This is a genomic window from Bacteroides sp. MSB163 (genome assembly GCF_036416795.1).
Taxonomy (GTDB): Bacteria; Bacteroidota; Bacteroidia; order Bacteroidales; family Bacteroidaceae; genus Bacteroides; species Bacteroides maternus.
This window is the reverse complement of record NZ_CP143867.1, coordinates 3,145,977-3,166,143: the sequence shown is the minus strand read 5'-3', so window position 1 is coordinate 3,166,143 and position 20,167 is coordinate 3,145,977. Positions and strand designations below refer to the sequence as shown.

At 44.1% G+C, this 20,167-nt stretch carries 20 protein-coding genes and 1 pseudogene; 11 read left to right on the top strand and 10 right to left on the bottom strand.

Annotated elements, in window-relative coordinates:
• The first annotated feature begins 6 nt into the window (after positions 1 to 6).
• From VYM24_RS11600 to VYM24_RS11575, 6 genes are all read left to right on the top strand, one after another.
• Complete coding sequence (locus tag VYM24_RS11600; protein WP_044533066.1) at positions 7 to 822, top strand: SDR family oxidoreductase; 816 nt, start codon at positions 7 to 9, stop codon at positions 820 to 822.
• A 122-nt stretch (positions 823 to 944) separates the two neighbouring features.
• Positions 945 to 2,258: a Gfo/Idh/MocA family protein gene (locus tag VYM24_RS11595; protein ID WP_330942184.1), complete on the top strand. Its 1,314-nt coding sequence runs from the start codon at positions 945 to 947 to the stop codon at positions 2,256 to 2,258.
• Between the two features lie 797 nt (positions 2,259 to 3,055).
• Complete coding sequence (locus tag VYM24_RS11590) at positions 3,056 to 3,310, top strand: hypothetical protein (protein ID WP_330942183.1); 255 nt, start codon at positions 3,056 to 3,058, stop codon at positions 3,308 to 3,310.
• A gap of 455 nt (positions 3,311 to 3,765) precedes the next feature.
• Complete coding sequence (locus VYM24_RS11585) at positions 3,766 to 5,163, top strand: RtcB family protein (protein ID WP_330942182.1); 1,398 nt, start codon at positions 3,766 to 3,768, stop codon at positions 5,161 to 5,163.
• A gap of 65 nt (positions 5,164 to 5,228) precedes the next feature.
• Complete coding sequence (locus VYM24_RS11580; RefSeq protein WP_330942181.1) at positions 5,229 to 5,930, top strand: RNA ligase family protein; 702 nt, start codon at positions 5,229 to 5,231, stop codon at positions 5,928 to 5,930.
• Between the two features lies 1 nt (position 5,931).
• Positions 5,932 to 7,038, top strand: coding sequence for an AAA family ATPase (locus VYM24_RS11575; protein ID WP_330942180.1), 1,107 nt, complete (start codon positions 5,932 to 5,934; stop codon positions 7,036 to 7,038).
• Between the two features lie 33 nt (positions 7,039 to 7,071).
• On the opposite strand, the pseudogene VYM24_RS11570 reads toward VYM24_RS11575, so the two are convergent.
• Together VYM24_RS11570 and VYM24_RS11565 are read right to left on the bottom strand one after the other, a co-directional pair.
• Positions 7,072 to 7,466 (bottom strand): annotated as a pseudogene (locus VYM24_RS11570) (HEPN domain-containing protein).
• Positions 7,463 to 7,771 carry a nucleotidyltransferase domain-containing protein gene (locus tag VYM24_RS11565; protein WP_007666625.1) on the bottom strand — a complete coding sequence of 103 codons (309 nt, stop codon included), beginning with the start codon at positions 7,769 to 7,771 and terminating at the stop codon, positions 7,463 to 7,465. The pseudogene VYM24_RS11570 and the gene VYM24_RS11565 overlap by 4 nt, the downstream one beginning before the upstream one ends.
• A 220-nt stretch (positions 7,772 to 7,991) precedes the next feature.
• Between VYM24_RS11565 and VYM24_RS11560 the strand changes: the two genes are divergently transcribed.
• On the top strand, positions 7,992 to 8,570 hold the full coding sequence (locus VYM24_RS11560) for a Crp/Fnr family transcriptional regulator (protein WP_330942179.1): 579 nt from the start codon (positions 7,992 to 7,994) through the stop codon (positions 8,568 to 8,570).
• 77 nt (positions 8,571 to 8,647) lie between these two features.
• Positions 8,648 to 9,460 carry a DUF4377 domain-containing protein gene (locus VYM24_RS11555; RefSeq protein ID WP_289124280.1) on the top strand — a complete coding sequence of 271 codons (813 nt, stop codon included), beginning with the start codon at positions 8,648 to 8,650 and terminating at the stop codon, positions 9,458 to 9,460.
• 8 nt (positions 9,461 to 9,468) lie between these two features.
• Here VYM24_RS11555 and VYM24_RS11550 read toward each other — a convergent pair whose 3' ends face one another.
• From VYM24_RS11550 to VYM24_RS11540, 3 genes are all read right to left on the bottom strand, one after another.
• Positions 9,469 to 9,873: a HepT-like ribonuclease domain-containing protein gene (locus VYM24_RS11550; protein WP_289124282.1), complete on the bottom strand. Its 405-nt coding sequence runs from the start codon at positions 9,871 to 9,873 to the stop codon at positions 9,469 to 9,471.
• Complete coding sequence (locus VYM24_RS11545) at positions 9,857 to 10,153, bottom strand: nucleotidyltransferase family protein (RefSeq protein ID WP_007212619.1); 297 nt, start codon at positions 10,151 to 10,153, stop codon at positions 9,857 to 9,859. The genes VYM24_RS11550 and VYM24_RS11545 overlap by 17 nt, the downstream gene beginning before the upstream one ends.
• Before the next feature lie 63 nt (positions 10,154 to 10,216).
• On the bottom strand, positions 10,217 to 11,122 hold the full coding sequence (locus tag VYM24_RS11540) for a DUF6268 family outer membrane beta-barrel protein (protein ID WP_330942178.1): 906 nt from the start codon (positions 11,120 to 11,122) through the stop codon (positions 10,217 to 10,219).
• Positions 11,123 to 11,214: 92 nt separating this feature from the next.
• On the opposite strand from VYM24_RS11540, the gene VYM24_RS11535 reads away from it, so the two are divergent.
• From VYM24_RS11535 to VYM24_RS11525, 3 genes are all read left to right on the top strand, one after another.
• Positions 11,215 to 12,285: a sensor histidine kinase gene (locus tag VYM24_RS11535; protein WP_289124286.1), complete on the top strand. Its 1,071-nt coding sequence runs from the start codon at positions 11,215 to 11,217 to the stop codon at positions 12,283 to 12,285.
• Positions 12,286 to 12,288: 3 nt separating this feature from the next.
• On the top strand, positions 12,289 to 13,032 hold the full coding sequence (locus VYM24_RS11530; RefSeq protein ID WP_289124288.1) for a LytR/AlgR family response regulator transcription factor: 744 nt from the start codon (positions 12,289 to 12,291) through the stop codon (positions 13,030 to 13,032).
• Positions 13,033 to 13,180: 148 nt separating this feature from the next.
• On the top strand, positions 13,181 to 14,071 hold the full coding sequence (locus VYM24_RS11525; RefSeq protein ID WP_330942177.1) for a YitT family protein: 891 nt from the start codon (positions 13,181 to 13,183) through the stop codon (positions 14,069 to 14,071).
• Positions 14,072 to 14,133: 62 nt separating this feature from the next.
• Here VYM24_RS11525 and VYM24_RS11520 read toward each other — a convergent pair whose 3' ends face one another.
• The 5 genes from VYM24_RS11520 to VYM24_RS11500 form a co-directional block, all read right to left on the bottom strand.
• A complete protein-coding gene (locus VYM24_RS11520) occupies positions 14,134 to 14,790 on the bottom strand; it encodes a DUF3256 family protein (protein WP_330942176.1) in 657 nt (218 codons plus the stop codon).
• Positions 14,791 to 14,840: 50 nt separating this feature from the next.
• Positions 14,841 to 15,311: a GAF domain-containing protein gene (locus VYM24_RS11515; protein WP_330942175.1), complete on the bottom strand. Its 471-nt coding sequence runs from the start codon at positions 15,309 to 15,311 to the stop codon at positions 14,841 to 14,843.
• 137 nt (positions 15,312 to 15,448) lie between these two features.
• Positions 15,449 to 17,836: a DUF4906 domain-containing protein gene (locus VYM24_RS11510; RefSeq protein WP_330942238.1), complete on the bottom strand. Its 2,388-nt coding sequence runs from the start codon at positions 17,834 to 17,836 to the stop codon at positions 15,449 to 15,451.
• Position 17,837: 1 nt separating this feature from the next.
• Positions 17,838 to 18,980, bottom strand: coding sequence for a hypothetical protein (locus VYM24_RS11505; RefSeq protein ID WP_330942174.1), 1,143 nt, complete (start codon positions 18,978 to 18,980; stop codon positions 17,838 to 17,840).
• Positions 18,981 to 18,994: 14 nt separating this feature from the next.
• A complete protein-coding gene (locus VYM24_RS11500; RefSeq protein ID WP_299089240.1) occupies positions 18,995 to 20,029 on the bottom strand; it encodes a FimB/Mfa2 family fimbrial subunit in 1,035 nt (344 codons plus the stop codon).
• Between the last annotated feature and the right edge of the window lie 138 nt (positions 20,030 to 20,167).

Below are 20,167 nucleotides of genomic sequence, written 5' to 3'. Positions count from 1 at the left end.
GAGATTATGAACGAACAATTCAGTATTGCAGGTAAAATAGCCGTTATCACCGGTGCAGGTGGTGTATTGGGTGGCAGCATTGCCAAATGTTTCATGGAGCAAGGCGCCAAAGTAGTAGCCGTTGACATCCGTCAGGAACAACTGGACAAACGTGTAGAAGAACTGAAAGCTTACGGTGAAGATGTGATCGGCATCGTAGGTAATGTATTGGACATCGCCAGCCTTGAAAAATTGGCTGATGACATCGTTGCCAAATGGGGACGTATCGACATCCTGCTCAACATTGCCGGTGGCAATATGCCGGGTGCTACGCTGGCTCCCGACCAGAACTTCTTCGACATGGACGTTACCTGCTGGGAGAAAGTGACTAATCTAAACATGAACGGAACCGTTTATCCTTCTATGGTATTCAGCAAAGTGATGGCCAAGCAAGGTAAGGGGTGTATCGTAAATGTATCTTCCATGGCTGCTTACAGTGCTATCACCCGCGTTCCGGGTTACTCGGCAGCCAAGACAGCTGTTGCTAACTTCACTCAGTGGCTGGCAAGCGAACTCGCACTGAAGTATGGAGACGGCATCCGTGTGAATGCTATCGCTCCGGGGTTCTTCATCGGTGACCAGAACCGTGCCGTGCTTATCAATCCTGACGGTTCGCTGACAGACCGCAGCAAGAAAGTTTTAGCCAAAACTCCGATGAAACGCTTTGGAGATATCAACGAACTGAACGGCGCCGTACAATTCCTGTGCAGCGATGCGGCAAGTTTCGTGACGGGTGCATTGCTGCCGATAGATGGCGGATTTAGTGCATTCAGCGGAGTATAATTATCCTTGCTATTCAAAAGCATTTTCAATTTTATTCCAAAAAGCTGCTTCTAAGAGGCAGCTTTTTTTATTGAGAATAAATATCTTTGTAGCAATTTCAATTTAACCTATACACTATTTCAATGAAAAATGAACCTCCTACTCATGTCCTGGGCCTGGCTCATCCTCCTATTCCCGTTGTACGCATCGGACTCATAGGTTTAGGCAATCGCGGATTACTCACACTGGAGCGTTATATGCTCATAGAACACGTAGAGATCAAAGCTTTGTGTGAGATACGTCCCGGAAACCTGGCAAAAGGACAAGCTCTACTGACAAAAGGCGGACATCCCGCCGCAACCGGTTATACCGGAGAAAACGGCTGGCAACAGATGTGTTACAACCCTGATATCGACCTCATCATTATATGTACGGACTGGCTGACGCATACCCCTATGGCCACCTATGCCATGAGGCAAGGCAAGCATGTCGCCATCGAAGTGCCCGCCGCCATGACCGTAGCCGAGTGCTGGCAACTGGTAGACACCGCTGAACGCACCCGCCGTCACTGCATCATGCTGGAAAATTGTTGCTATGATGCCTTTGCCCTGACCACGCTGAATATGGCAAGACAAGGTCTGTTCGGTGAAATCATGCACGTGGAAGGTGCTTATATACACGACCTGCGCTCCATGTACTTCAGCGATGAAAACCAAGGCGGTTTCCATAACCACTGGAACAAAGCTTACTGCATGGAACACACCGGAAACCCCTATCCCACTCACGGTTTAGGTCCCGTATGCCAGATCCTGAATATCCACCGGGGCGACCGTTTGAATTACCTTGTATCCATGTCCACCCACCAGGCGGGAATGACGGAATATGCCCGTCTCACTTTCGGCAAAGAATCTCCCGAAGCACAACAGGCTTACCTGTTGGGAGATATGAACACCACCCTCATCCATACCGTCAAGGGAAAAACCATCCAGTTACAATACTGCACCGTCCATCCGCGCCCTTACAGCCGTTCGCACACCATCTGCGGCACGCAAGGATTTGCACAGAAATACCCGGTAGCCACAATCAGTCTGGAAGATGCACATAGCGGAGGGGGGCTCGGTACAGCCGCCGGAAAGGTAGCCAGCGTAACCACTGAAGAACTCTTGCAACGCTATCAACATCCTTTTACAGCTACCATCGGCAAAGAAAGCGCCCTCAAAGGTGCCCCAAACGAGATGAACTATATCATGGATTACCGCCTCATCTACTGCCTGCACCACGGACTTCCTCTGGATATGGACGTTTACGATGCCGCCGAATGGTCGTGCATCACCGAGCTTAGTGAGCAATCGGTACTGAATGGCAGTCGCCCGGTAGAAATACCCGACTTCACGCGGGGCGCATGGAAGACTTTTCCCAGCGTTTCAAGACAGGAAGAAAAACAGATAACACTCTAATAACCATAGCATTGCATTTACCGATTATTTTTCTCATAATGTAAAAGCATTTACCGCAGGATGTAACGGCCTTTACATCATATTGTAACGACCTTTACATCGGTATGTAACGACCTTTACCTCGGTATGTAAATAGAGTTACCATGTGGGGTTAATAAAGTTACCCCAGCATGTTAATAAAGTTACCATTTGGAGTAATTGGTACTCTGCCTATATTAATTCAACTATAAACTCGCATTATTAATCTTTTTCGCTTATATTTGCAATGTACTTCACGACGGAGTACATTTTTTAGAATTTAGTTTAGTCGCTGCTGGAACTGCAACTCTATAGAGGTGAACTAAACTGAATAGGCATTCGTATGTTCTTGAAACTTACGATATACGCGTCTATTCAGTTTATTCTTCACCTCGGGTTGTTGCAGACCTCAGCAGTAGGATAGACTGTTTTAGGCGCGTTACATATGCAAACACCCATTATCAAATCCTACAAAGTACTCACGAGACAAAACTCCCGATGGTACAAAATAATCTTGCTTATACAACAAGGAAAAACATCTGCCATGTATATTATAAAAACGCAGGATCGTGAAGTGCTTGAAACCCTCAGTTCAACATGCCTCAAAGAAGTAAGAGACAAAATACAGTTTGTCAGTAATTTAATACTCGGAAAGCCTCAGTCCAGTCCTATCTATCTAGCATTCTATTGCAGATTTATTCATTTAGAGCATCAGCATTACTCATGCACAATGAAGAACTATCACATAAACTACATTTTATAACTCAATTTCAAATACTATGAAATACTCATCACACCCCTACAACAGAAGAAAACGAAATCTCTTCCTCTTTATACACATTGCCGCTTTCTGCATATACATGACATTGATTCTGGTACTTGCGATCCTTCGTGTTACGTTGGAAGAAAAATACATAGTGATAAATTCACTTCAAAAACAAATACAACAGTATAAAGAAATACCCACTACTCCCCTATCTCACAAATACAGGGAATGGTGGGATGAGTATGGCTTAAAAGACGATCATCGCTAATTTTATCTCTCAAAACTTACCCATTCTTTAGAATATTTTTGTCTGGACTATACCATACATACTCCAAGGATTGATGCTGTAAGAAGACACTCTAACTGTTTACATCTGCAAAAAAACGTTCCTTTTCCTTGTATACTTTAAAAAGATGCATTACTTTTGCCGCCATTAAACACAGTATTCACCCCTTTAAAACTGAAAGAAAGGGACTAATTTATGTTAGAACTATAATATCTCAGCCAGGACTAAGTTGACTCATCGGGATGATGGGGCTTTGCAATTTTCTTGATTAGTCCTACAATCACATTTATAATTTTATTATTATTCACTTCAATGCAGTGGACAGATAGCGTTGTATCTATCATCATCCCTCATGCATTGGGTACAAAACGCATATTGCACTGCCCCGCTTTGAGGCGGGCAGCCCATGCCGTATGCATACACATGAAAAAGAAAATATGGGAATACGATTAAAAGATTTAAGTAAGCTGGGATATAGAGACAATGTAGCACGCAGTCTGGCAGTAGCCATCGTCGGCAAACATTGCAAGCACCAAAGCAAAGAACAGATTATCAAGACACTGAGCGATGTGCTGGAAAACCCCGATACTTATAAAGAGAATGAGACATGGGGCAAACTGGCCGAACACCTGTCCCCCACTCTCATTGAAAAGAAGTTCACAGCATACGACTTGCTCGACGAGCCGTTGCCCTATAAAACCTATGGCGGCAAGTTCATAGAAACCCTTGCCAAACAGCAGATGAATCTGGCTATGAGGCTCCCCGTCAGCATAGCCGGTGCACTGATGCCCGATGCACATGCCGGATACGGTCTGCCCATCGGTGGTGTACTCGCCACGGACAATGCCGTCATCCCCTATGCCGTAGGGGTGGATATCGGTTGTCGGATGAGTCTGACGGTGTTCGATGCCAAAGCGGATTATCTGAAAAGATACTCGCATCAGATAAAAGAGGCACTGAAAAACTACACCCACTTCGGCATGGAGGGCGGCCTGACCTTTGCACAGGAGCATGAAGTGACAGAACGGGAAGAATTCCGTTTGACATCTCTCCTGAGGGACTTGCACGGAAAGGCCATCCGCCAGTTGGGCAGCTCCGGTGGTGGGAATCATTTCGTGGAGTTCGGAGAGCTTCTTCTGCAAGGAGAAAATGTGCTGGGACTGCCCGAAGGCAATTATATGGCATTGCTGTCACATTCCGGTTCGCGCGGACTGGGAGCAGCTATCGCCATGCATTACAGCCGGATAGCCCGTGAAGTCTGCAAACTGCCACGTGAAGCGCAGCATTTTGCCTGGCTCGATTTGGACTCGGAAGAAGGACAGGAATACTGGATGAGCATGAACCTGGCGGGCGACTACGCCCGTGCCTGTCACGAACAGATTCATCTGAACCTCTCGAAAGCTCTTGACCTGAAGCCAATAGCGAACGTGAACAATCACCACAACTTCGCCTGGAAAGAGGAGATTGCACCCGGACGCACCGCCATCGTGCATCGCAAAGGGGCCACTCCTGCACAGGCAGGACAACCGGGACTTATCCCCGGAAGTATGGCAACTCCCGGTTACCTGGTAGCAGGTCGGGGTGTGAAGGAGTCGTTATGTTCCGCTTCGCACGGTGCCGGACGGGCTATGTCACGCCAGAAGGCAAAGGAGAGTTTCACCCAGTCGGCTATGAAGAAATTTCTCTCGCAGGCTGGGGTCACACTGATTGGGGGCAGCATCGAAGAGATGCCGTTAGCCTACAAGAACATAGACCGGGTGATGCAACCTCAGGAGACATTGGTAGAAGTGCAGGGCAAATTCATACCGCGCATTGTAAGGATGAATAAAGAGTAAGAGGCTAGTATTCAGGAGCCGTTGATTTAAAGTAAATGAATGATTTAAAAAGAAAGGAGCAACTTATGTTATCAGAAAAATATGGTCGCACGTATCATTATCCGTTTTCTCCCGGAACGACTAGTGACGACCGCATCAACCATACGTATTGGGAAGACATTCAACAGATAGAAACCCTGATACACACCGAAAAGCTGGACGGAGAAAATAATTGTCTGAGCCGCCACGGTGTATTTGCCCGCTCGCATGCAGCACCCACCACCTCACCGTGGACCAGGGAGCTGCGCGAGCGTTGGGAACTCATGAAAAACGATTTGGGGGACATCGAGATATTCGGTGAAAACCTGTATGCCATACATTCGATAGAGTATCGCAAACTGAAAACACACTTTTATGTGTTTGCCGTACGCTGTCTGGATCAGTGGCTGTCGTGGGAGGAAGTGAAATTCTATGCCGCTCTGTTCGACTTGCCTACGGTGCCCGAATTACGAGTGGAAACGGTAGAAGGATTGACGCGGGAAGCATTGCAGCAACAGGTCGTTAGTCTGGCGCAAGAGCCGGGTGTGTTCGGGACACGCGATCCGCAAACAGGTGCAGATTGTACCCGCGAAGGTGTAGTCACCCGTAATATAGATGAATATCCTGTAAGTGAATTTGCCCGCAACGTATTCAAGTACGTACGCAAGGGGCATGTGAAGACCGATGAGCACTGGACACGCAATTGGAAGCGTGCCCGCCTCATCTGGGAAATAGGAAAGGAGGAATAAAATGAATTGGAAACTGACAGATAATAAAAATTGGGACTCACTGGAACAACAGTTCCGGTGGGTACAAGATATGAACTTCGTAGTGCAGCACCATTTGCATCACGAAGAAGGTAGTGTGGCCGTGCATACCCGCATGGTACTGGAGGCATTGCAGCAACAGCCGGAATACCGGGCTTTGCCCGCACAGGAACAGGAAATATTGTGGACGGCAGCTTTACTTCATGACGTGGAGAAACGTTCTACTTCGGTAGATGAAGGAAGCGGTATTATCACTTCCAAGGGACATGCCAAACGTGGGGAATATACGGCACGCACGATCCTTTACAGGGATATTCCTACTCCGTTTCATATCCGAGAAAAGATTGCTGCGCTGGTGCGTTATCATGGTTTGCCGGTTTGGCTTATGGAGCGGGAGAATCCTGTAAAGAAGCTGTGCGAAGCATCTCTCAGAGTGGATACACGTTTACTGAAAATGCTTGCTGTGGCGGATATTCAGGGACGTATCTGCAAAGATAAGCCTGCATTGATGGAAGCTGCCGAGTTATTCGAGATGCTTTGCCGTGAACAAGATTGCTGGGGAAAGGCACGAAGCTTTGCAACGGATCATGCCCGCTTTCAGTACTTTCATGCTGAGAATGGGTATATAGATTACATTCCGCATGATAATTTCCAGTGTGAAGTTATCTTATTGTCCGGTCTGCCGGGGATGGGGAAAGATCATTATATCCGTACATTGCCGCAGGATATTCCTGTGATAAGCCTCGATACTATCCGGCGAAAGCATAAAGTTAGCCCTACGGATAAAGCTGCCAATGGCAGGGTGGTACAGGAAGCCAAGGAAACAGCTCGCAACTATCTGCGTAAAGAGCAAGGGTTTGTATGGAATGCAACCAATACCTCAAAACAAATGCGCTCGCAACTGATTGATTTATTCATTACTTATGGAGCCAGAGTGAAGATTGTCTATATCGAAAAGCCGTATGAGGTATGGAGGAAGCAAAATCGTGAACGGGAATTTATGGTTCCGGAGGCGGTACTGGATGCAATGCTCGGGAAGCTGGAAGTTCCACAACTGGGGGAGGCACATGAGGTGGTGTATTCTGTCTGATAGTAGGTATTAGCTACTGATAGTTTAGATACATCACTCTTTGTTTATCAATTGTTCCATTGCATTAATAAAGGCCTCAGCCCGTGGACGAAGTGTATTTACCAAAGCAAGATCACAATATGCAAAGTCACTATAATCACTTGCCTGACGTTTTTCAAATAGAAGACTAAAGGTTGCGCCATGATCTAAGCTCAAATGCCCGGTGCGAACAAAATGCATAGAAAGTTGTGTCTTCACGCCATTATGTGTATTGGCTTCTATCTTACTGCCTAACAGCAATGCAGAAGCAGCATAATAGCAGGCATAATAAAGACGGTTAACGGCTGCATTATAGTGTTATAATCAGCTTCTTTCAGGGTTTCGTAAGCACGTTCCAAACGATAATTCACAATGGCGGCACGACTTTCGGAATCAAGTTTTTCTTTCATAACACGATCCCTTCCTTCATTACATTGATGCTGAATGGGGTCGTGATTCTTTCCCATACACGACGCAATACTACCATCGGACTGATAATCACCCCGGTCTCCACTTCCACTTCATACAAATGACGGGTAATCTCCAATTCACGTTCAGGTGCCAAATGATCACCATCCAGCAATATAAGTAAGTCTATATCCGAATCTACCTGTGCATCTCCCCGAGCTTCGGACCCATAGAGAATGGTCTTTGCATCAGGAGCAATGCGATGCACTACTTCTGCAATCCGGCGAACAATATCAGGTCGTTTCATAACTTAACCTCCTATTCTCTAATTACACGACAAAGATAACAATGTTTTCGGAGTTTCCTTGTTTTATAACAAACCTATTTTAAGACCTAAAGACAATAAAATTGTGTGGTAAGAATAACCCAAAAGGTGATAAAAAGAAGATAGCCTTGCTTTTTTATAAGACTGACATATAAATAGATGACTTTTATGTACATTTGTTCAAATAAAAAACAGTACGCTTATGGGAGAATTCAATATATACAATGAAATACTCGATTTTAGCGATTTCATTCATCTATTTCTTAATAAGGGTAAGAAAATTACCTTAGAAAAGAACGAGTATTTTTGCAGGGCAGAAGAGAATTTCCCTTTTGTAGCTTATCTTGAGAAAGGTGCATTCAGATACACCTGTGATGATTCCGATGGAAAAGAGCATATTTTGTCTTATGCATTTGAGAACGAAATTCTCGGCAATTATTCGCCTTTACAGAATAATTGTTACGCAATTTCTAATATACAAGCTGTTCAAAGTTCCGTCATATATACACTTTCTATATCTGAGATAAATTCATATTTCAATAGTAGCATGGATGCTCAGTTTCTTGGCAGAAGGATAGCAGAAGTTGTTCTTTTTTCAATGGCACAGAGACTTAAATCTCTATATTGCGATACTCCGGAAGAACGGTATCTATCATTAGTCGCCAAATGTCCTGATATACTAAACAGGATAACACTCAGAGAAATGGCTTCATATTTAATGATAACGCCGGAAACCTTGAGCCGGATTAGAAAAAGAATTATATTGAAAAGCAAATCTTGATTCAAATCAAGGTTTTTATCCTTTATTTTGCCTTACTTTGCGATTAAATAATTTTGTACCTTAATTCGTTCGGTATTATGAGAGCAAAAGAAAGATTTGGGATAATGTTATTATTCCTTTATGCATTCTGTTTTATTAGTTGTGACAAGGATGATGACAATGTAGAAAATATTGTGATCATGTCTGTATCACCTGAGTTTGTGTGGATAAAAGCTACACCTTCAACTCCACTCCATCCTCGTGTTCAAGTTATGGAATGTAGTATTGCGGGAAATAATGAAAAATTGTATATAGCTCCAGATCAAATAGAAGGTTTTGAATATAATAAGGGATATGATTACAAGTTAAAGGTTAAGGTAACCCCTCTCGAAAATCCCTCCATTGACGGGTCTACAGTCAGGTATGAATTGAGAGAAATTATATTCCAGCATAAAGCACCATTTAAGATTCAACTTACGTATGCGGTTGATGCGGAACTCAAAAGTATCATAGAAGATGATTTACGAAATACTTCATCGTACCTTGTCGGCAGCGGTTATGTATTTAATGAAGAACTCTCAACGTGGACACTTGTTGATGCAGATTATACTCCACTATTAAGTGGGATGTATCGGAGGGAGAACGGTCCTCAAGCAGAACTTCCAGCTTCCTATAAATTATTGCCGCCAAATGAGCAAATCGTTACTCATGGAAAATGGACTTTTATCTTTCTATCGGGTTCTGAACAAATGATACGCCGGTACGATGCCATTATCACTCAAATTGCCGGCTCTTCTTTCAATCGCCTTTGGTTTTACGAGGATTTGACCGAGTATTATAAGACAAAATATCCAGATGCCGGAGTTAAGGGTGTTGTGCGCGTACAGCGTCTTAGTTATAACAATCGCTGATTAATATATTATTTCAATTCCTCATCTCTCAAACCGGCATCAATATCAGACAATACCCGGCGTAGATCAGATAAAAGCGGATTAAGACGAGTTTTCACTGTGGCAAAAATCACTTGCGGATCAATTGAAAGATATTCGTGCGAAATGATATTGCGCATACCTATTACCTTCTTCCAAGGTGTTTCGGGATAACAGGCAAAAAGTCTTCCACTTGTGCGTTCATCAACTCTACGAATAGTTTCACCAATGGTTTGTAAACACATACAGGTAGAATTAAATAATACCATGGCCTCCTGAGAAGCAAGAAAGTCATGATAGATTTCTACCTTTGCAGTAGTCTCAATGGTAAACACCGTTTGGCGTTCAACAAAACGAAGCATATCTGCCAGTTCTTCTTTAGACGTAAATTGCATCTCGCTCAATATTTTGCCGGAATAGCTGTCGCATATTCTCATGCAGAGTTAATAAATCAACCTTACGTTGAAACAGTTTCTCAAGTTCTTCCCTGACATCTTGCAGAGTGAAGTAATCGATAGCCTTGCGTGGCTTCACGCAAACATCAATATCACTGTCTTCCCGTAGCTCACCACGTGCAGCAGAGCCGAACAAAGCTATCTGCTCTATTCCGTACTTATCACCCGCAGTATGCTTGAACTCGCGTAGGATATTAAGAATTTCTTCTGTAGTTTTCATCAGGTAGCCTCCTATGCTTTTCGTTTACAAGTACAAAGATAACAATGTTTTCGGAAATACAACTTACTGCAATACAATACTTACCGAGAAATACGGTGCTATCTGGAAACAAGGATCATATTCCCTCCCCATCGCCTTAAAGAATGCCGACAAGCTTCTGCCATCATAATAAGCATTGCGTACCGCATTTATCCCCACCGTAACAGGCAAAGAAATATGCTTGGAAACCTTGAATTCAGGACGGAAACCTACCACAATGTACTGATGCGTAAAAATCTTATCATCACCATTCAACTCTGTCAAAGCCATCTGCCCACCCATTTCCGTAATGAAACTGATGCTGAACGTTTTGTCCACATTATACCCAACCGCAAGGTTAGCTCCATCCAAAGCCGAAAAGCTGCAAGTCAGTTTATGCCCATAATTCCAGTTTACGTATAATGCAGGAAACGCCATAGGATAACCGAAAGCATTGTTCAATGCCAAACCCGCACCCAGTTCCAGATTAGGGAGTATACGCCTGACAAAGACCAACCCCGCACTTCCCAATACGTTTCGGAAACGTAAATGCGAAAACCGTGTATCATCCGTATACACGCCGACACCGACGCTTGCCATCATCGACCATTTCTCACTCAAAGGCCGCACATGGAAAAGCGACATTTGCAAATTCAGAATCTCGGACAACACAAGAGACTTTGCAATATTCTTATTATTCAAAGACGCATAATCGCCCGAAAGCCCGATACCCCATATCGTAGGCTGATTGCTTTCGTTCTTTTTCATCGACAAAGGCAGACTGGCACTTCCGTGATAGACCATGGCGGAACCTTTACTGTTACCCACTTTCTGATTGTGTTCATCCCGATAAGCCGATGTACCGAAATACTCTGTTTTAATAGTGATCTGTGCAGTGCATTCCACAGAAAGCATTAGAACTAAGACTGTTGCAATAGATATCCACTTCATTTTTGCTCTTTCTTTTAATGATTTGTATGCCACAAAGATTGCCAATATCAATGCGAACGAGGAAATCTTTTTGACCAAACCCCGGCCTGCTTATGACGAAACGGATAAGCAGCAACCACTTTATCCCTTATCTTTGCAACATGAAGAAACATCAGACTTTCAAACCGCAGCAGCTCTCTACTATCTTCTGGCTACTCATTGCCGGCACTTTCTGGATACAATTCCTCAATATGTCGACCAGTATATGCGAAGCAACGCTTCTCACCATCTGCATAAGTGGCAGTTATATGTTGGTAAACCAGTATCTATGCAACCATCTGCTGAAAAAAGCGATACGCACCAAGCAGATGAAACCTTTCTGGATATTGTTTATAGTGCTTTGCATCCCCACAAGTACACTGGTAGCTTCCTACTTCGTTCTCTTCCAGTATCTTGAACAAACAGGTATGTTCCCTGTATCCAACATCTTCGTAGAGGGAGAAGAGAGCCTTCTTTTCAACTCGATCCTCTTGCTACCGGGTACATTGGTTATTAATCTCGCCTTCTGTGGCCTGTGCTTCTATTCGGAAAACCTGCAATTAGAAAAAGAGAAATCTCAATTCCTCTTCCAGACATTACGGCAGCAAATCACCCCTCACTTCATGTTCAATGTGTTGAATCACATCAACATCCTGATGCAGGATAATGTGCCTTTGGCTTCCTCCTTGTTAGAGAAATATTCCGATATCCTGCGCTACCAATTGTATAACGGTCAGAAAGAACTTATCAGCCTGGAACAGGAGATAGAATTTCTGCAAAACTACATAGCGATAGAAAACATTCGCTGGGAAGACAAACTGGCCGTAAGCACCGAATGGGAAGTAGAAGACGGCAGCATCGAATTTCCGCCTTTGTTATTACTGACATTCATAGAAAATGCCTTTAAACATGCATCGCACACACCCACGGAGAAAGGACAAGTACAGATACGGCTCAAACAAAATGTCCATCATATCCTTCTTGAAGTCGGCAACACCAGTTCCCCGTATCTGCAACGACCAGGCACCGGACTGGGACTGGCCAATGCAATCAAACGACTGGACATCCTGTTTCACAAGAAGTACCAGTTGTCCGTCAACCAAACAGATGTCTATTATCAAACCTCACTTAGCATTGAAATATAAAAGATGAAAGACTCCCCTGAACAACAACCCCTGAAATGCCTCATCGTAGACGACGAACAAATCGCCATCAAAGGCATTGCCAACCACATCAGCACACTGGACTTTCTCACAGTCAACGCCACCTGTTCTTCTGCACTCGAAGCAAGAGGAATATTAGAAAACCAGTCTATCGACCTCATGTTTCTGGATATCAATATGCCCTATCTTTCCGGCATCGATTTCCTGAAATCATTGGATGAAGCACCGTTGACCATACTAACTACCGCCTACTCCGAATATGCCCTGGAAGGCTATCAACTCAATGTTGTTGACTACTTACTGAAACCAATTTCTTTTCAGCGTTTCTTCCAGGCAGTGACCAAGGCTGCCCATACTTTCAGAACCCAACTCCTACTGCAAAATAATGGAATAGAAGAAACCGCCCGGGAAATGTATATCAGGCAGGGGGATGCATTTACCCAGATATCCTGGAAAGATATACTGTATGTAGAAGGTATGCAGAACTATCTGAAACTGCACTTCAAGTCCAAAACTCTCGTCATCCATCAGACCATGGCTTCACTGGAAGAAATTCTGCCTCAAAGTGCCTTCTTCAGAATACACAAGTCTTTCCTTGTAAACCTCTCGCACATCGATTCTATTGCCAAAGGAAGAGTCTTCATCAATGGGAAAGAACTTCCAGTTTCAGCCCTGCGACGGGAAAAATTACTGCAAACAGTAGTCTACAAGAATTTAATCAGCAAATAAATTTTAAGTCCACCCCTCACGAACAATAACCTTTTGAACAAGTATTCAAAAAATTAGATTTATCTTTGCGCCGATTTACGGCCAAAACACATTTATCATGAGAAAGCTTGTTAAATTAGTTATAACCCATACTTGCGTATAAAGTCAGATGAAGAAGATTGTAAATGTCCCGTCAAAGCAAAGCCTTCTCCGGGAAACGAGAGATTATGTAATGATCGCCCTTGGATTAATTCTTTATGGTATAGGCTGGACAGTATTTCTGTTGCCCAATGACATCACCACCGGAGGAGTACCGGGTATTGCTTCTATTGTTTATTTTGCCACAGGCTTCCCTGTGCAATATACGTATTTCAGCATCAACTTAGTCCTACTGTTGCTCTCTATCCGTATTTTGGGATGGAAGTTCAGTATCAAAACTGTATTTGCCGTGTTCACACTAACATTTTTCCTGTCCGTGATACAGAAACTGGCAGAAGGTGTGGTGTTGCTGCACGACCAGCCTTTCATGGCGTGTGTCATCGGTGCATCCCTCTGCGGAGGCGGCATAGGCATCGCTTTTTCTTCCAATGGTAGTACAGGCGGAACAGATATCATCGCTGCCATCATCAACAAATACCGTGACATCACGCTGGGGCGTGTCATGCTGATTTGTGACCTGATTATCATTTCTTCCAGTTACTTTGTATTGAAGGATTGGGAAAAAGTAGTTTACGGTTATGTAACCTTGTACATTTGCAGTTTTGTTCTGGATCAAGTAGTGAACAGTGCCCGGCAATCCGTACAGTTCTTTATCATCAGTGAGAAATACGATGAAATAGCCCGGCACATCAATATATATCCACACCGGGGCGCCACCGTCATCAATGCTTCCGGATTTTATAGCGGCAAGGAACAGAAGATGTTGTTCGTACTTGCCAAGAAGCGCGAATCAACGATTATATTCCGATTGATAAAGGATATAGATCCAAACGCATTTGTATCACAAAGTGCGGTAATCGGAGTATACGGAGAAGGGTTCGACAGAATAAAGGTGAAGTAGCTACGAGTTACGAGCTACGAGCAACAAGTCCCTTTCGGAATAGAGCAGTGCGCAGCTACTCGTTACTTGTAGCTTGTATCTCGTAACTTGTAACCACCTTCTTTCCAAACATACACTACAGGGCGGCGGAGATACGGCTTCAGTTTCTCTGCCGCTTCTTTATCCATATAGTCGGTAGTTGTAAAAGTAAAGGTCAGTGTATTGTCCTTTGCAGAAAGATCGGCTTTCATCAGCAACATATCTGCCTTTTCGCCGGCATCTCTCACTTCATAATCCATCACCGTATCGGGTAATAACAGGAAATCTTTCATTACAGGAGGAGTGAGGAAAGAAGAAGCAGGCAATTCTTCCCAACCGGTGGTATAGAAATGGACATCACTATCACAGGCAGGAGCACAAGCTGTAGATACGGTACAAATCACTTTCGTACTGTCGCTCGTAGCCAGCAGTTTCATCTGCCAGGAGCTTTGCGGTGTCATCTGGATACGGATGTAGTCGGGAGCAAGCTCCGTCATTTCCGATTTACCGCCAAAACGGTTCGTTACTTCCGCTTTCATCTTACTTTCAAGGAAGTCGATAAAGTCGGCACGGTTCACGGCAGTAAGCAACGGGCTAAGGCTATCGGGCATATTTTTGAAAAAGGTTTTAGCTTCCTGAGCCTGCAGAGAACACATCCAGGCACAAGCCAAACACAAGAACATAGTCAATTTCTTCATCATATTATTTTTCTGTTATTCCTATTTTGCATTTTATTACTTCAACACAATCTTCAGAACCAGGAGCATATATCTCCAAGAAAACGTGCATCTGTTTCGTCAAAGGTATTCAGGCTTTCACTATCTATATCGAGCACGCCCCACACCTCGCCATTCTCACGAATCAACGGAACAACGATCTCCGAGCGCGACAACGAGCTGCAAGCTATATGTCCGGGAAATGAATCGACATCGGGCACTACCAACGTCTCCGCCTTAGCCCATGCCGTGCCGCAAACACCCCGTCCTTTCCGGATACGTGTGCAGGCTATCGGTCCCTGAAAAGGACCTAATACCAGTTCTTCCCCTTTTACCAGATAGAATCCCACCCAAAAGAAGCCGAAAGTTTCTTTCAGTGCAGCCGAAACATTAGCCAGATTGGCTATAAGGTCATTTTCACCTTCAATCAGGCTCTTTATCTGGAGAAGCAAGGTCTGATACTTTTCGGCCTTGCTACCATTGCTGATACATAAATCTTCTGCCATAATTATACCCCTAAATACGCTCATCAATTCTTAGCTTCCGGCTCATCTTCCGTGCCACCTTCAAATCACATATTTATTTAGGACAAAGATAGAAAATAAAAATGAGACTGAGAACAGAATAGAAAAAGCACACAGTTTTATTTCGAATCTCGCACGCATCGGATCGGTCCTGCCACCGACTTTACATAATAAAAATAGAATTGGTATTCAAAGATATGGAACAAACCGGCATCCTTGTGGATATGCAAAATGTTCACTCGGTTGTCCGTGTCCGTGGTTGCATTATGATAGTTTCCACAACTGTTTGTACGAAAGCCTCCTCCATCGCCCACACGTGTTCCCTGTGTCGGGAAATAAGAAGTCGGCCCCTCTTTCCACTTCTGCATATACATATTCATTCCATATCCGTCCGAAAATTTATCGTCATAATTGATACCACTCATAGATCCGGGATTGAGCCCTGTATTTGTAAACTCGAACCACAATTCACCCGAGGCAACCCTCCAGCCTGTAGGACAAGGGTCGAAAATAGATTTTTCCGTTCCGTAGTTATCGTATATATGTACATTATTAGTTTGGTTAATCGTGTAAGCTTTCATTCCATCGGAAGCCGGCTCCAGTCCCCCCCAAAGTTTATTGTCGCTTTCTCCTATTGGACACCAGTCTCCATTATTGAAATAGTTGCTCTTTTGTTGTACGTAACTTTCATTTCGGTTAACATCGTTCGTTCCAGTGATAAAAACCGTGGGATTGGCAATGGCGTGTCTGACAGCTCCGGTCAGGGTATTTCCAATCACCGAATGGAACAGATTGTTTTCATCAGTGCCGGATGTCTTATGCACTTCAACCTGGTTGGAGTTGTCATAATGCAGATCTGTATGTTCGTCGTTATAGTCCTGATGTTCATTTATAACATTGCGTAAAGGAGGGAACGGATCTTTTCGTCCCCATTGATACAACATACCGAAAGCCTGCGTCATTTCATCCGGATACCGACGGAGACCATTTCCTATACCTTTCTGATTCTCCGCCAATGCACCGAGATTGCATGACATGACGGCATAGCCCTGAATACGCGGCTTCTCAGGATATATGCCGTTATTGTCCCAGTCGTATGTGTAATAAGTAACGGCTCTGCCAAGATTGTCCGGCTCATGGTCTGTAACCCAGATGTGCCAAGACCACAGAACGTCTCCCTTGTTATTGTAAGCACCGATCAAGGCATTACCTTTCTTTTGCGCTCTAACATAGATTTTCTGATGAATGTCTCCTGTGTTCTCACCGAGTTGCACCAACGTTCCATCCGTATTATCACCGATGCAGTCTTTGGTTTGCCAGATAATGCCGACACGGGCTATTTTCAGATTCTCATCATGAGGACTTAAATAGTCTGCAAAATTATACCCGCCTCCTGTCTCCACACGGTAGTAGGGCTCGAAAGACAGGAAACCATTTGGTTTTACAACAAAGCAGTTGGACGATGGATTATTCTGACCTTTCTCTCCTGTAATAGTCAACGTCATGCGATAAACCTGATTACGTTGTATATTAAAATTATTAAGTGAGTTTCCTCCGGGATAAGCTGCATAGAGATATTTTTCACCACCTATTTCAGCGGTTACATCTACCACAAGTGCATTAGAGGGAGCTGCATCAGACTTGTTTCCGCCCTGATTTTCTATTTCCCCTTGCAGATTTTCAGGAACATAAAAAACAGCCCATTCTTTATCTTCACTCTTTTCCAAATCCGAAGCGGCAAAGGCTATGGAACTGAATGTCGTTCCATCAGGAAATGGAACCGCAGTCATCGGCTCTCCATTTCCATCGCCGGCAAAGGTTTCTATCCGGCAAATATTCGGAATTTGCCTTACGTTGACATTGTTCAGCTTCATCTCTGCCTTCAGCATCTCTACCTTTACTTTAAGTTTGGCATACATACGCGTAACCGGTACTGTAACCGTAATGCCTGTTGTTACTTCCACCTCCTCACTTGTTCCGACCATTGGTATCGACACCTTATCTATTGAACGTAATGGGAAAGCGGTAGGTAAGGTTTGCTTCTTCAGTTGTTCCAAATTCTTAAACTTCTGCCATGAAGTATCCGTGTCATCGTTAGCCCAGTTGTCATACCCCGTATTGGTTACAACATATACGAAGGACGGAATTCCGGCTTTCAGATATACAGGCAAATCTTGCAATATTATCTGGTCAGTGATAGTATAGTAACGCGGCTTTATCAACAGTTCTTTCGTAACTGCATCATACTGAAACACCCAAATATTGTGTACCTCTTTTTCTTCCGAAGTCTCATTTTCAGGTGTATTGCTCGGTATAGATGCCCTTGTACTTGCCTGTGCTTCAACAGCAAATGTATTGACCGACAAATTCAATATGGCTTTCGTCAGTTCTCCCTCATTAAAGACTACCCCGTTTGTTCCATTTGTCTCCGGATGCAGTTCTTCCGTGCAACCCTCTATTGTGATAGTTGCCAATAGAAGTATGAATAATAAGAAGTAATGTTTCATATCAGTCAAAAGTATATTCGTTATCATAAGCATATTTCCATTCTTGCACGTTCACCATGAGTCTGCTATCTCGGACAGTAATGGTGAAACGGTAAAGATTGTTGCGGACAATGTTGAAACGCCTGGCATTGTCGTTACTATCCGTCTTTCCGCTTTCGTCATAATTCGCGAAATAGACTCTATGCGGTTCGTCCTCATCAGTCTGGGCATCGAACCTTACTTCAATGCACGAGTATTTGTCGCCCGCATCGATGTTCCGGTATTCGGACAGGTAGGCAATCCATTTCTCATATTTATTTCCGCCAGTATCCATCCATTGGCTTGCAAAGCGGAAATCTTGTATTTTTTCTTCCACATCGTTACCATCTTCCACAAGGTGTAAACCACTAACGTAATCGCTGTTCCACTCACCACTATGATCGTAATCGTCCTGCGAAAAAACATCTTTCGGGGCACAATATCCCTTTTTATTATAGCGATGAATCTTCACCTCACTAAACGATAAATCAAAATGTTCGTCCATTTTAAGTATCACCTCTACCTTTGCCACTGCACGGAGCAAAGTGACAGGCTCAGGCAGCAATGTAACCTCTCCAACCTTAAATTCTATATTATTGTATTCGTGAACACCATAAAAAGGAACTAGCCGTTCCGGTCCCAACTCGAAAGAAGAAAAACTACCAAACTGCCCCCATTCGGCATCGCAGACATCCGCAAGTAACGTTTCTCCGGCCTTCATCGTATCGTCACCATATTGCGGCCAATTGGCAAGCACAACCATCTTGAAATTTTTATGATTAACCAAAGATGTAGGCGCCTTGCCAAGCACACTATAATCCCTGTAATCGCTTCCTTCAGTCACCACGAAGCCATCCGGTTCAAAACGGGCGATGAACTTATTATCGGAGGTAAAGAAATAAATCCTGTAGTTGTTGTTCTCTACATCTATGTAGTTCTCATAGGTTTCTCCAACCTCATAACCTTCATCTGTCTCCAGACTTCTTATAGGTAATCTGAGACCGATGCTAAGAGCTGTCTCCCTATCGGAGACGCTGAAGATCTCTGTGTCATGGCTACAGGAGGTACCCCACAACACAAAAAATATCAGAGTTCCCGTGACGATATGTCGTACTACATTCTTCATTCACATTCCTCCTATTACAGTTCACTGTTTTGCAGTACAACTTTCCAAGAATTGATATAAATATAGGTATCGAGCCAGTGATCATCTTCATCGAGGAAGAACACCATGTCATGCATGTCCTGCCTGTCGAGATACTCCTGATCGTCCATATTTCGGTGATAGAAGCCCTTCACTAGTAAAGCATAGTCGATAAGAGGGATGGAGAAAACCGTTTTTCCCGTTTCTTTATTGGACACGGTGAGCCGTGTCTCCTGCCCTTTCACAAGACGCGGCACAGTCAGTTCGGCTATAGCCGCACTGAAGGCGGCGCGAGATGTGGATCGGACAGCTTCGGAGCGGGTGTCCATACCAACTTCCCCGGCGTCGGTGTGCCATGCGTAGAAAGTCACCAGTTCATCGGGCAACAACGTGTTGTCCCAGTCCATACTTCCGTTAGTGTCGGTGATGGTGAAGACAAACTTGTCTTTGTCCACAGCCTCTCCCGAAAGGTGTTGCAACACCACTCGCACGTTGTTGGTATTCTTCACCAACGGTACAGTGTAAGTGTACGTACCTTCGGTTTCACCGAACATCTGTTTCGGAAGCCACCCATAGAATAAGCGGTCAAGATCTTCGGTAACGAATGCTTGGTTCCCGATATCACGTTGTCTTTCAAGCGTACAGGCCAGTTCCTTACCGGCAGTTGTTTCGGGTATTGAGAAAGAGCCTTTGTCAGTAGTACCACACCAAACAAGTAAGTCGTATTCGCCCGGTTCTACATCTACAGTCATGGCATAGCCATCGGCTGCAAGGGCTTCTCCTTGTTCAGTACGTTGCCAAACCACCCTACCATCGACATCAAGCAGGTAAAGTGTCACGACATTCACCTCATGAGCAAAGGCATCGGCAAACTTCATGTTGTAATCATAACAGAACTTCACACGGTAGTTCACTGAGCAGTCACCCTCATCGTCATAGATTAAGCCGTCGCAGGCATATAGAATCGGAGTCCAAGCGATAACTGCCAGTAACTTTCCGATTGTTTTTCTTATGTAAGACCGTATATCCATTTGACTTAAATTGTTAGATATTATATATGCTGCGGAAAATACCGCAGGGAATTTTCATTTTCGGTGGGAAATGGCAAATATACCTTTTCCGGTTCCGTCCTTTCTTTGCACCGGAACGGAAGCGCTTTTCTAAAACCA

What these genes read in the sequence shown, in the direction of transcription:
- VYM24_RS11600 (WP_044533066.1), top strand. Translation starts at nt 7, where the DNA reads ATGAACGAACAATTCAGTATTGCAGGTAAAATAGCCGTTATCACCGGT.
- VYM24_RS11595 (WP_330942184.1), top strand. Translation starts at nt 945, where the DNA reads ATGAAAAATGAACCTCCTACTCATGTCCTGGGCCTGGCTCATCCTCCT.
- VYM24_RS11590 (WP_330942183.1), top strand. Translation starts at nt 3,056, where the DNA reads ATGAAATACTCATCACACCCCTACAACAGAAGAAAACGAAATCTCTTC.
- VYM24_RS11585 (WP_330942182.1), top strand. Translation starts at nt 3,766, where the DNA reads ATGGGAATACGATTAAAAGATTTAAGTAAGCTGGGATATAGAGACAAT.
- VYM24_RS11580 (WP_330942181.1), top strand. Translation starts at nt 5,229, where the DNA reads ATGTTATCAGAAAAATATGGTCGCACGTATCATTATCCGTTTTCTCCC.
- VYM24_RS11575 (WP_330942180.1), top strand. Translation starts at nt 5,932, where the DNA reads ATGAATTGGAAACTGACAGATAATAAAAATTGGGACTCACTGGAACAA.
- VYM24_RS11565 (WP_007666625.1), bottom strand. Translation starts at nt 7,771, where the DNA reads ATGAAACGACCTGATATTGTTCGCCGGATTGCAGAAGTAGTGCATCGC.
- VYM24_RS11560 (WP_330942179.1), top strand. Translation starts at nt 7,992, where the DNA reads ATGGGAGAATTCAATATATACAATGAAATACTCGATTTTAGCGATTTC.
- VYM24_RS11555 (WP_289124280.1), top strand. Translation starts at nt 8,648, where the DNA reads ATGAGAGCAAAAGAAAGATTTGGGATAATGTTATTATTCCTTTATGCA.
- VYM24_RS11550 (WP_289124282.1), bottom strand. Translation starts at nt 9,873, where the DNA reads ATGCAATTTACGTCTAAAGAAGAACTGGCAGATATGCTTCGTTTTGTT.
- VYM24_RS11545 (WP_007212619.1), bottom strand. Translation starts at nt 10,153, where the DNA reads ATGAAAACTACAGAAGAAATTCTTAATATCCTACGCGAGTTCAAGCAT.
- VYM24_RS11540 (WP_330942178.1), bottom strand. Translation starts at nt 11,122, where the DNA reads ATGAAGTGGATATCTATTGCAACAGTCTTAGTTCTAATGCTTTCTGTG.
- VYM24_RS11535 (WP_289124286.1), top strand. Translation starts at nt 11,215, where the DNA reads ATGACGAAACGGATAAGCAGCAACCACTTTATCCCTTATCTTTGCAAC.
- VYM24_RS11530 (WP_289124288.1), top strand. Translation starts at nt 12,289, where the DNA reads ATGAAAGACTCCCCTGAACAACAACCCCTGAAATGCCTCATCGTAGAC.
- VYM24_RS11525 (WP_330942177.1), top strand. Translation starts at nt 13,181, where the DNA reads ATGAAGAAGATTGTAAATGTCCCGTCAAAGCAAAGCCTTCTCCGGGAA.
- VYM24_RS11520 (WP_330942176.1), bottom strand. Translation starts at nt 14,790, where the DNA reads ATGATGAAGAAATTGACTATGTTCTTGTGTTTGGCTTGTGCCTGGATG.
- VYM24_RS11515 (WP_330942175.1), bottom strand. Translation starts at nt 15,311, where the DNA reads ATGGCAGAAGATTTATGTATCAGCAATGGTAGCAAGGCCGAAAAGTAT.
- VYM24_RS11510 (WP_330942238.1), bottom strand. Translation starts at nt 17,836, where the DNA reads ATGAAACATTACTTCTTATTATTCATACTTCTATTGGCAACTATCACA.
- VYM24_RS11505 (WP_330942174.1), bottom strand. Translation starts at nt 18,980, where the DNA reads ATGAAGAATGTAGTACGACATATCGTCACGGGAACTCTGATATTTTTT.
- VYM24_RS11500 (WP_299089240.1), bottom strand. Translation starts at nt 20,029, where the DNA reads ATGGATATACGGTCTTACATAAGAAAAACAATCGGAAAGTTACTGGCA.